Origin of the sequence: Streptosporangium fragile, from assembly GCF_039534445.1 — a bacterium.
GTDB lineage: Bacteria > Actinomycetota > Actinomycetes > Streptosporangiales > Streptosporangiaceae > Streptosporangium > Streptosporangium fragile.
The window spans coordinates 1-11030 of the sequence record NZ_BAAAVI010000130.1 but is presented as its reverse complement, the minus strand read 5'-3'; the positions used below and the strand labels follow the sequence as shown (position 1 = coordinate 11030).

The following is an 11030-nucleotide window of genomic DNA, read 5'->3' as shown; positions in this document are numbered from 1 at the left end:
GACCCGCACGCCTTCCTGTACTGGGCCAAGACCGGGACGGCGGTCCTCCCGCTGAACACCTGGACGGGCACCGAGCAGACCAACGGCACCGCCCTGGTCCTCACCATCGGCGACTCGGCCATCAGCAAGACCGGCACCGTCGTCCACCCCAAGCCCAGGCCGGTGAACAACACCCGCTTCGCCCCCTTCGACCCGGGCATCCGCCGCTCGATCGTCGTCGGCGACAGCCTGTGGACGGTCTCCGACCTCGGCCTGAAGGTCAACGACCTGAAGACCCTGGCCGATCGGGCGTGGATCCCCTTCTCCTGATCACCCGGGCCTTCCCCTGCCCCCTACCGGGGCCGCCGGATCCCTGCCGGGCCGCCGGCTCCCGCCAGGTCCTCACCGGGTCTGGCGGGTCACCGGCTCTCCCGGCCCCGCCCCGGTGCCCTACGGGGCCGCGTCCGCGGTCCGGAGGGTCCTCTTTACACTGACATAGCATCCTTTACAAGATCTTGTCAGGACACTTGGATAAGTGTTACCTCTTGCGAATCACGCGTGATCCTCGCGTGGCATGGCCGATCACGGCCGTCTCTCCGCAGGAGGACTGGTGCTGACCAAACCCTGGTTACGCCTCACCGTCATCGCCGCCGCGGGCGCGGCACTCGCACTCCCCCTACCGGGGATCGCCCAGGGTGAACCCGGCGGGCAGGCCCCCAAGTCCCACGACTTCCAGGCCGAGGAGGGCGCCAAGCCCGACCTCGACAACCGGCGTGGCAGCGTCGCGCCCCCGGCGGGGCTCTCCCGCTCGGCCGGCACCGCGACGATCCGGTGGAACTCCCTCGGCACCCCCGCCGTCGTGACCGGCGCGACCCCCCTCGCCGAGGGCTTGGGCGCCGACCCCGAGCAGGCGGCGCGGGCCTACCTGAAGGCGAACGAGAACCTCTTCGGTCTTCCCGGCGAGGCCGTGGACGCGCTGGAGAAGATCGCCGTCAACCCCATCGGGGACGGCCACGCCGTACTGCTCCGGCAGAAGTTCGGCGGCCTGCCCTCGGGCGTGGACGGGCAGGTCGCGGTCGGCGTGCGGGACGGCAAGGTCTTCCATGTCACCTCGACCCTGTCCCGCTCCGCCGAGGCGCCCCCGGCCGCGAAGATCACCGAGCAGCAGGCTCTGGAGATCGCGGCCAGGGACGGCGGCATCGACCTCGCCACGGCCAGTACGAAGCAGGTCACCGCCGTGGCGGTGCCCGCGCCGGACGGGACGCACCGGGCCTTCCAGGTCGTCCTGATCGGCGGCGGCGAGGGCCAGGCCGCCGCCTACACCACCCACGTGGACGCGGTCAGCGGCGAGATCCTGACCCGCGAGAACCTGGTGGACCACCACTTCGAGCCGGACAACCCCAGCTGGGAGGTCTTCCCGGCGAACCCGCCGGCCGACTACTCCTCCACCGACACCCGCAAAACCTGGTGCTACCAGGCCGGCGCCCGCTGCGACTACGTGGTCGGTGGCGACCCGGCCACGGGCAAGGCCTGGGACGTCGACCACGCCACGGACACCCCGACGAACACCAGCACCGGCAACGCCGCCAAGACCGTCGAGAACCGCGCCAGCGGCGACCCGTACACCGTGGGCACCCGGAGCAACGTGACCACGCCCAGCCGGGACTACGCCTACCCGTGGACCAACAAGTGGTACACGGCCAAGTGCGACCCCGCCGTCTTCGACCAGCCCGGCGAGGCCGACCTGGAAGCCGCCATCGCCAACCTGCACGCCATGCACAACCGCATGCACGACTGGTCCTACCGGCTCGGCTTCACCGAGACGGCCTGGAACATGCAGAACGACAACGGCGGACGCGGCGGCCTGGGCGGCGACCCCGAACAGGGCAACGCCCAGGCGGGCGCCCGGGTGCTGAGCGTGCGCGACAACGCCAACCAGATCACCGGCCCGGACGGGGTCGCCCCCATCACCAACATGTACCTCTGGCAGCCGATCGCGGGCTCCTTCTACTCGCCCTGCGTGGACGGCGACTACGACATGTCGGTGATCGGGCACGAGTACACCCACGCGATCTCCGGCCGCATGATCGGCGGCCCGGACGCCGGATGGAGCGGCGCCCAGGCCGGCGCCATGAACGAGAGCACGTCCGACCTGTTCGCCATGGAGTACCTGTACGAGTACGGCTTCCGCCCCGCGGGCGACACCCCGTACGTGACCGGCGGCTACGTCACCGGCGACAAGAAGGCGGGCATCCGCAACTACGACATGTCCACCTCGCCGCTGAACTACAGCGACATCGCCTACGACCTCGTCGGCCAGCAGGTCCACGCGGACGGCGAGATCTGGTCGGCGACCCAGTACGACGTCCGCCAGGCGTTCGTCCAGCGGTACGGCAAGGGGACCCCGGCCAAGCAGAAGGCGTGCGCCGACGGCGGGATCCCGGTCGGTCAGTGCCCCGGCAACCGCCGCTGGGCGCAGCTCTCCTTCGACGCGCTGCTGCTGATGGCCTCCGGCGCGGTCAGCTACGTCGACCACCGCGACGCGCTGCTCGCGGCCGACGCCATCCGCTTCGGCGGCGCGAACCAGGCGCTCATGTGGCGCGCGTTCGCCGAGCACGGCCTCGGCGCGGACGCGGCGAGCAACGGCCCGAACGACCCCGACCCGACGCCCAGCTTCGTCAACCCGGCCGGCAAGAACGGCACGCTCCAGCTCAAGCCGCTGGGGGACGCCAAGGACGCGGCGCTCAGGCTGTACGTCGGCGACTACGAGGGCCGCGCGGTGCCGGTGGCCGACACCGACCCGGCGACCGAACTCGGTGACACCGTCGAGATGACGCCGGGGGTGTACGACTTCGTGGTCACCGGCAACGGGGTCGGGCACACCCGGGTGAAGTTCGCGGTGCTGCCGGGCGTGAAACTGCCGCTGCCCCTGCCGGTCTCGAAGAACCACGCCTCGGCGGCGCTGGGCGCGACGGCCGCGGGCGACGGCGTCAACCACGGCAAGCTGATCGACGAGACCGAGGCGACGAACTGGGCCTCGCTCACCGGACCGGTCAAGGGCAAGTCCGTCACCGTGGACCTGGCCGGCACCGACCCGGTGAAGATCCGCAGGGTCCAGGTCAGCGCCATGCTCCGGCCCAACGTCAACGACCCGGCCGACCCCGGCTCGCAGAACCGCTTCAGCGCGCTGCGCGCCTTCGAGGTCCTGGCCTGCAACGCCACCAAGAAGGACTGCTCGTCGCCCGACTCCTTCTCGGTCGTCTACACCAGCCCGGCCGACGCCTTCCAGACCCGCCTGCCGCGCCCCCGCGGCGCCGACCTGCTCATCGAGTCCTTCAAGATCCCGACCACCACCGCGACCCACCTGACCCTGAGGGCCGTCTCCACCCAGTGCACCGGCAACCCGCTCTACGCCGGTGAGCAGGACGCCGACCCCAACTCCGAGACCGACTGCGCCACGGCCAGCCCCTTCAAGGACCAGTTGCGCGCCGCCGAGTTCCAGGCGTTCTCGCGCTGAGACCCCACTCCGCGACCCCGCCCGCCCGGCGGGGTCCCCGGCTCCGTGCGGCTCCCGCCCCTCCGGGCGGGAGCCGCACCGCTGCCGGGGACGCACCCCTCTCCCGGGAACCACGCCACCCGCAAGAGCCGCGCCACCTCTTCCGGAAACCACGCCACCGTCAAGGGCCACGTCACCCCCTCCGGAAACCGCACCACCCTCACGAGCCGCGCCACCGTCAAGGGCCGTCCCCCTCCCGGAAACCGCGAGGCCACGACGTGACTGTCGCCGTGTGCGACCACTCCGTTACACTTGGCCACGGCGAGCCGCCCTCGTAGCCCACACCCCACGGGGGCGCTCCCGTTTTCCGGGGCACCGGCCCGCCCGTCTCCGAAGGCACGGTCCGCTCCGCGGGACCACCACCCGGGTCATCCGAGGAGGGACCACTTTGACGTCCTCCCACGGCCGGACGGCCGGGGGTTCCAGCGCCCGGCCCCCGGGCCGGGGCCGCCGGGGTGCCCGGTGACCGTCGCCCTCGGCAGGCCGTCGCCCTCCGACCCCGGGGCCGCGGGAGCGCGGCCGGGCCCGCGGGGGGCCGCGCGTGCCGCGTGGCGCCTGCTCCCCTTCCTGTGCGTCGCCGCGCTGGCCGCGAGCGTGCTCTGCGCGTACGAGGTGAGCCCGCGTGACGTCGCGGTCTTCGGCGCCTTCACCGCGCTGGCCGTGACGCTGCCCGGCGCCCTGCTCTGGCGGGCGGCACACCGGGGGTCGCGGCTGCTCGCCGAGGATCTCGCGGCGGGCACCGCGGTCGGCTACGCGGCGCAGGTCCTCGCCTACATCCCCGCGCGGGCGGCCGGCGCGCCCCTCCTCGCGCTCGTCCCGCCCGCCCTGACCCTCGCGGCCTTCGCGGCCGTCCCGGCCCTGCGCCGCCACTGGCGCGCACCGGCGGGCGAGGGGGCCGCCCCCCTCTGGTGGTCGTGGTGCCTGGCGGGCCTGTTCGGGGTCGTGGTGGCCTGGAGCGGGGCCGGCTTCTTCCGCGCGCACGGGCTCTCCTGGCCGGGCGACGCCCGCCCCTTCGTCGACCTGCCGTTCCAGCTGGCCCTGGCGGGCGAGCTCAAGCACCACGTCCCCCCGACCGAGCCCACCGTGCTCGGCACGCCGTTGCTGTACCACTGGTTCGTCTACGCGCACCTGGCCGCGTCGAGCTGGGCGACCGGGATCGAGCTGGAGACCCTCGTCCACCGGCTGGCCGTGCTGCCCATGGCGGCGGCCCTCGTCGTGCTCGTCGCGGTCACCGCGCGCCGGTTGACCGGCCTGTGGTGGACGGGGCCGGTGGCGGCCGGCGTCTCCTTCCTCGTCGTCGCCCCGAATCCGCTGGCGTGGACCGCCCAGCTGGTCCCGTCGGGTGCCCTGCTCGACGGGACGCTCTGGGTCAGCCCCACCCAGACGTTCGGCGCGCTGACGTCCTGCCTGGCCGTCCTGATCCTGGTCGACCTGCTGCGCGGCGGGAGGAACCGGGCGGGATGGGCGCTGCTGACACTGGCCCTGGCCGTGACCATGGGGGCCAAGTCGACGTACATCCCGTTGATCGCGGCGGGCCTGACCCTCGTGATCGTGGTGCACCTGGTGTTCCTGCGCCGCCCGCACCGGCCCGCGCTGCTCGCCCTGGCGCTCTCGGCGGCGTGCGGGCTCTTCGCCCAGGTGGCGCTCTTCGGCGGGGCACGGCTCGGGATGGCGCCGGAACCGCTGGCCTCCGCCGCCAAGGCCCTGGTCGCCGGAGGGGTCATCCCCGCCTGGACCGATCCCGCCCCGGCACTCGCGGTCACCATGGGAGTGATCATGATTGTCTCCTGGGCGTGCGTGTGGTCGGGGGTCTTCGGTCTGGCGGTCAGGAATCCGGTCACCGGGGTCCGGGCGGTGCCGGAGGCGCCGGTCCTCATGCTGCTGGGCATCGGCGCCGCCGCGATCCCCGTGGTGCTGCTCTTCGGTCACCCCGGCGGCAGCGAGTACTTCTTCCTGCAGGCCGCCCGCCCGTTCCTCTCCCTGGCGGCCGTCTGCGGCCTGGCGGCCCTGCTCACCGCGGCCCGGACCACCACCCGAAGCACCACCCGAAGCACCGTCCCGGCCACCGCCCGAAGCACCACCCGGACCACCGTCCCGGCCACCGCCCGAAACGCCGCCCGGACGACCACCCGAAGCACCGCCCGAAGCATCGCCCGGTCCGCCGGGTCACCGTGGTGGCCGGTGGGGGCCGCCTGCGCCGGAGCCGCGCTCACCGCCGCGGTGCGCGTCGCGGGCGGGGCCGCGGGCGGGGCCGCGGTCGAGCCGTTCGCCCTCGGCCCCGACCCGGACGCCCGGCTCGCCCACCTCATCGCCCCGTACCTGGCCCTGGCCTGCGCCGTCACCCTGTGCGCGGTCGGCACGGCGCTGGCGTGCCGCAGGCTCGGGGCCCCGCGCGGCCTGTCCGGCGCGCTCGTGATCTCCCTTGTCACCGGTCTCGGGCTGGTGGCGGCCCCCGAGCGCGCGAGGTTCACGTACGAGATGTGGCCCCTCACCGGCCCCGCGGGATCCGTCCCGCGGGGAGCCCGGGAGGCGGGGCGGTGGCTGCGGGACCACTCGCGTCCCGACGACGTCGTCGCGACCAACGCGCACTGCGCCGTACCCGGCACGGCCCGCTGCGACAACCGGCACTTCTGGGTCTCCGGCCTGTCCGAACGGCGCGTGCTCGTCGAGGGCTGGGGCTACAGCGCGGGCGCCCACGCCCGGGTCAGGGACGTCACCACCCACGCGATCACCTCGCTGCCGTTCTGGGACCCGGAACGGCTGGCCGACAACGACACGGTGTTCCGCTCCCCCACCGCGGCCGGGGTGCGGCGGCTGCGGGAGCGGTACGGGGTCCGCTGGCTGTTCGTCGACACCCGGTACGGGCGGCCGGCACCGCCGCTCGACGGATTCGCCAGGCTCCGGCACCGCTCGGGCGCCTGCGCCGTCTACGAGATCCCCTGACCTCCCACCGGAAGACCGGGCCAGGCCCGGGAGACCCGACCAGGCTCCGGAGACCTGCCGGAAGGGCGGCCGGGATCGGCCGGAGAGGCGGTCGAGGTCACCTCGACTCCGCCGCCGGGCTCGCCGCCGGGACGATCTCCGGAGCCCCGAGGCGGATCGCGTCCGCCTCCTGGTCGGTGTCCTGTTCCTGGGAGAGACGCTCGGCCTCGACCCGCTTGGTGTAGTACTCCACCTCACGCTTGACCTGGTCGTCGTCCCACCCCAGCGGCCCGGCGAGCAGCCCGGCCGTCTCCTCGACCACGCCCAGCCCGCGGTGGAAGGTCTCGATCGAGATGTGCGTGCGCCGGGCCAGCACGTCGTCGACGTGCCGGGCTCCCTCGTGGGTGGCCGCGTAGACGATCTCGGCGCGCAGGTAGTCGTCCGCGCCGGTCAACGGCTTGGCCAGGGACGGATCCGCCTCGATCAGCGCCAGCACCTCGTCGATCATGGAACCGTACCGCTGCAGCAGGTGTTCGATCCTGGCCACGTGGAGCCCGGAGGACTGCGCCAGCCGCTGCCGGGAGTTCCACAGCGCCTGGTATCCCTCGGCCCCGGCCAGCGGGATCCGGTCGGTGCAGGACGGCGGGACCCGCTGGTCCAGGCCGTGCACGACCGCGTCGACCGCGTCGCGCGCCATGACCCGGTACGTCGTGTACTTGCCGCCCGCCACCATGACCAGCCCCGGGACCGGGTGGGCCACCACGTGCTCGCGGGAGAGCTTGGACGTCTCCTCCGACTCCCCGGACAGCAGCGGGCGCAGCCCCGCGTAGACGCCCTCCACGTCCTCGCGGGTGAGCGGGACCGACAGCACCGCGTTCACGTGGTCGAGGACGTAGTCGATGTCCGAGCGGGACGCCGCCGGGTGGGCGCGGTCCAGGTCCCACCGGGTGTCGGTGGTCCCGATGATCCAGTGACGACCCCATGGGATGACGAACAGCACCGACTTCTCCGTGCGCAGGATGATGCCGGTGAGCGAGTGGATCCGGTCGCGCGGGACCACCAGGTGGATGCCCTTGGATGCGCGTACGTGGATCTGCCCGCGCCCGCCGACCAGCGCCTGGATGTCGTCGGTCCACACGCCGGTGGCGTTGACCACCTGCCGGGCCCGCACGTCGAGCTCGCCGCCGGTCTCCAGGTCGCGCACCCGGACCCCGGTGACCCGCTCGCCCTCGCGCAGGAAGCCCACCACCTGCGCCCGCGAGGCGACGTGCGCCCCGTAGGTCGAGGCGGTCCGCAGCGTGGTCAGCACGTATCGGGCGTCGTCGACCTGCGCGTCCCAGTACTGCACCGCGCCGGAGAACGCCGTCCGCCGCAGCGCGGGCGCCAGGCGCAGCGCCCTGGTGCGTGACAGGTGCCGGTGGCCGGGCACGCCCCGGGTGAACCCGAAGGAGAAGCCCAGCGAGTCGTACATCATCAGGCCCGCGCCGACGTAGGGGCGCTCCCAGCCCAGGTGCGTCAGCGGGAAGAGGAACGGCACCGGACGGACCAGGTGCGGGGCGATGCGCTGCAGCAGCAGGGCGCGCTCCTGAAGCGCCTCCCTGACCAGTTCGAAGTTGAGCTGCTCCAGGTAGCGCAGCCCGCCGTGGATCAGCTTGGACGACCGGGACGAGGTGCCCGAGGCGAAGTCGCGTGCCTCTAACAGGCCGACGGTCAATCCGCGGGTCGCCGCGTCGAGCGCCACCCCCGCACCGACGATCCCGCCGCCGATGACGACCACGTCGAGTTCCTGGGAGCCCATCTGTGCCAGTGCGGCGGACCGCTCGGCGGGACCGAGCCGTGCGGTGCCCATTCGCGCCGTCATGCTGTATCCCCCTGGGGTACGGCTGTGCGTTCTGCTTTTCTACCCGGCGGTAGCGACACCAAAAGCGTATCCATCCGGCATCGTCCCCGGGGAGATCGAGCGGCCTCGCGCATCGCCGTCCCGCCGACGCGCGACGGCCGGACCGTGAGACGGGGCCGTGAGACCGGGCCGTGAGATCGGGCTTCGCGGAACCCGGGAGGATGGTCCCATGAGCATCACACTCGCCGACGCCCGCGTCGTCACCCCCGAAGGTGTGCACGAAGGCTGGCTCACCATAGAAGACGGCCGCATCACCCACGTCGGCCAGGGCACAGCCCCAGGCTCCGGCCTCGGCCTCGGTGGCGGGTACGTCGTACCGGGCTTCGTCGACATCCACAACCACGGCGGGGCTGGCGGCTCCTTCCCCACGGGCGACCCCGAGCAGGCGAGCCGGATCGCCGACCTGCACGCCCGGCACGGCAGCACCACGATCATGGCCAGCCTGGTCACCGCGTCCCTGGACGACCTGACCAGGGCCACCGCCGCCCTCGCCGACCTGTGCGAGGACGGCCTGCTGGCCGGGATCCACTTCGAGGGCCCCTACATCTCCGCCGCCCGCTGCGGCGCGCACAACCCGGCGTTGCTGCGCGAGCCCTCGCCCGGGGAGTTCACCGAACTGCTCAAGGCGGGGCGCGGCCACGTGCGGATGCTCACCATCGCCGCCGAACTGCCCGGCGCGCTGGACACCGTCCGGGAGGCCGCGGCGAACGGCGTGATCGCCGCCCTCGGGCACAGCGACGCGACCTACGAGCAGACGATCGCGGGCATCGACGCGGGCGCCCGCGTGGCGACCCACCTCTACAACGCGATGCCTCCGCTGCACCACCGCGACCCGGGCCCGATCGCCGCGCTGCTCCAGGACGAACGCGTCACGGTAGAGCTGATCAACGACGGCGTGCACCTGCACCCGGCCATGACCCGCCTGGCCTTCACGGTCGCGGGCCCCCGCCGGACCGCGCTGATCACCGACGCGATGGCGGCGGCGGGCATGGGCGACGGCGTCTACGGGCTCGGCCCGATGAAGGTGAACGTCGTGGACGGGGTGGCGCGGCTGGCCGAGGGCGGTTCCATCGCGGGCAGCACCCTGACCATGGACGTGGCGTTCCGGCGCGCCGTCCAGGAGGTGGGCCTGTCCCTGGCCGAGGCGGCCGAGATCGCCTCCCTGACCCCGGCGCGGGTGCTCGGCCTCGACGGCCGCCTGGGCTCCGTCTCGGTCGGCAAGCAGGCCGACCTGGTGGTGCTCACGGACGAGCTTGAGGTCGCGGGCGTCATGAAGCGGGGCGTCTGGATCACCGAACCGCGCTGAACCGGACCATGCGGCCGAACCGGGTCGCGCGGAGGACGGCTGCCCCGGGCGGTACACCGGGTGGCGGCACGTCAGGCGGCGGCATACCGGCGTGGACGGCCCGGGGCCCGGAGGGGGACCGCCGCCCGGTCGGGGCGGTCCCGGTGAGACGGGTCGATCCGCGGGGTCAGGGCCACGTCCAGCGGATGCCGACCAGGCCGGGTTCCAGCGAGGTGACCACCAGGTGGGCGGCGTGGTGGGCGTTGAGGGTGAGTTCGCCGCGGTCGTGGTCGCCGGCGCCGGGGCCGCGGCGGGCGAAGCGCTGGACGCGCGCCGGGAGGGCGGAGGGGTCGAAGCCCACCCGGAGCGCGTACTGCCCGGCCGGGTGCCGGAAGCCTCGCTCGTACTCGACGGTCTCCACACCGCTCGGGTCGGCCAGCTCGTAACGGATCACCTGCGTCTCACCGGTCTGCAGGACCCGGTCGAACAGCAGCTCCGCCACGACCAGCGCGGTCGGCCCGTCGCGGCGGACCCGGCCGACCCGGCAGTCCTCCAGGGCCCGGATCCGCACCCGCTCCACGTCGCAGCCCAGGCCACCGCGGTAGACCATGATGTAGCGGTCGGCGGCGTCCTCGTGCGCCCGCACCACCTGGAACGTCTCACGCCGGGTGGCGCTGCGGTCCGGCCCGATCCGCAGCGTCTCGTACATCGCGACGATGTGCAGGCGCCGGTCGTCGGCGACCCCGTCCAGGTCGTACAGCATGGCCGAGAGAGTGCGGGACGACTCCATGACCGCGGTGTGCGGCATGACGTCGACGTACGGCGGCGCCACCGGCGGCAGCCCCTCCGCCCCGCGGCCCCTGGGCCGGGGCGGGCCGAGGAGGGCCATCAGCGAACGCGGCGGCAGCACGAGGATCTCTTCGAGCGCGCGCACGGCGCGCAGCGACTCGGGGCGCTCGGGGCGGCGCAGGCCCTGCTGCCAGTAGCTCAAGCTTGTCATCCCGACCCGGAGGCCGCGTTGCTCAAGACGCTCGCGAAGCCTGCTCAGGGTCAGGCCCCGTGCCTCCACCGCGGTGCGGAGCGCGACGTGGAAAGGACCCTCGCCGAGGACTACCCTAAGCTCTTGATCAACCGACACAGGGGAATGCTCACAGATTTTCCTACATACGTCACTTCCGTGACTCGCCGCGCACCGCGCCGCGCGGCCGGTGCCGCATCGGGCGACGCTCGTCCTGCAGCCGGCTGCTCGGCGGGATGCAAGTCATGCACAAGTGCGCCCTGCGACGCTGGGCCCGCAGGAGACTTCGCAGGCGGCGCCCAGCACGGTGCGTGACCCGTTGCCCTGTGCCCGCACACTGTGGCGCCAAGCCCGTAAAGGAGAGTGTCAG

At 73.3% G+C, this 11030-nt stretch carries 6 protein-coding genes; 4 read left to right on the top strand and 2 right to left on the bottom strand.

Features of this window, described 5'->3' with window-relative positions; genetic code table 11:
- From ABD841_RS39720 to ABD841_RS39710, 3 genes are all read left to right on the top strand, one after another.
- Window positions 1–309 (top strand): beta-propeller domain-containing protein (locus ABD841_RS39720; protein WP_344982229.1); only part of this gene is annotated, 309 nt, incomplete at its 5' end.
- 280 nt (window positions 310–589) lie between these two features.
- The gene (locus ABD841_RS39715) at window positions 590–3496 is read left to right on the top strand and encodes a M36 family metallopeptidase (RefSeq protein ID WP_344982228.1); all 2907 of its coding nucleotides are present in this window, start codon (window positions 590–592) and stop codon (window positions 3494–3496) included.
- A 501-nt stretch (window positions 3497–3997) separates the two neighbouring features.
- Complete coding sequence (locus tag ABD841_RS39710; protein WP_344982227.1) at window positions 3998–6478, top strand: hypothetical protein; 2481 nt, start codon at window positions 3998–4000, stop codon at window positions 6476–6478.
- 97 nt (window positions 6479–6575) lie between these two features.
- Here ABD841_RS39710 and ABD841_RS39705 read toward each other — a convergent pair whose 3' ends face one another.
- Complete coding sequence (locus ABD841_RS39705) at window positions 6576–8318, bottom strand: glycerol-3-phosphate dehydrogenase/oxidase (RefSeq protein ID WP_344982226.1); 1743 nt, start codon at window positions 8316–8318, stop codon at window positions 6576–6578.
- Between the two features lie 208 nt (window positions 8319–8526).
- Between ABD841_RS39705 and nagA the strand changes: the two genes are divergently transcribed.
- Entirely contained in the window at window positions 8527–9663 is a 1137-nt protein-coding gene (gene nagA, locus ABD841_RS39700; RefSeq protein ID WP_344982225.1) for an N-acetylglucosamine-6-phosphate deacetylase, read from the top strand.
- Window positions 9664–9829: 166 nt separating this feature from the next.
- Here the strand turns inward: nagA and ABD841_RS39695 are convergent, their stop codons facing one another.
- The gene (locus ABD841_RS39695; RefSeq protein ID WP_344982224.1) at window positions 9830–10633 is read right to left on the bottom strand and encodes a hypothetical protein; all 804 of its coding nucleotides are present in this window, start codon (window positions 10631–10633) and stop codon (window positions 9830–9832) included.
- Between the last annotated feature and the right edge of the window lie 397 nt (window positions 10634–11030).

Coding starts and splice junctions, on each gene's coding strand:
- nagA (WP_344982225.1), top strand. CDS start 8,527: ATGAGCATCACACTCGCCGACGCCCGCGTCGTCACCCCCGAAGGTGTG.
- ABD841_RS39705 (WP_344982226.1), bottom strand. CDS start 8,318: ATGACGGCGCGAATGGGCACCGCACGGCTCGGTCCCGCCGAGCGGTCC.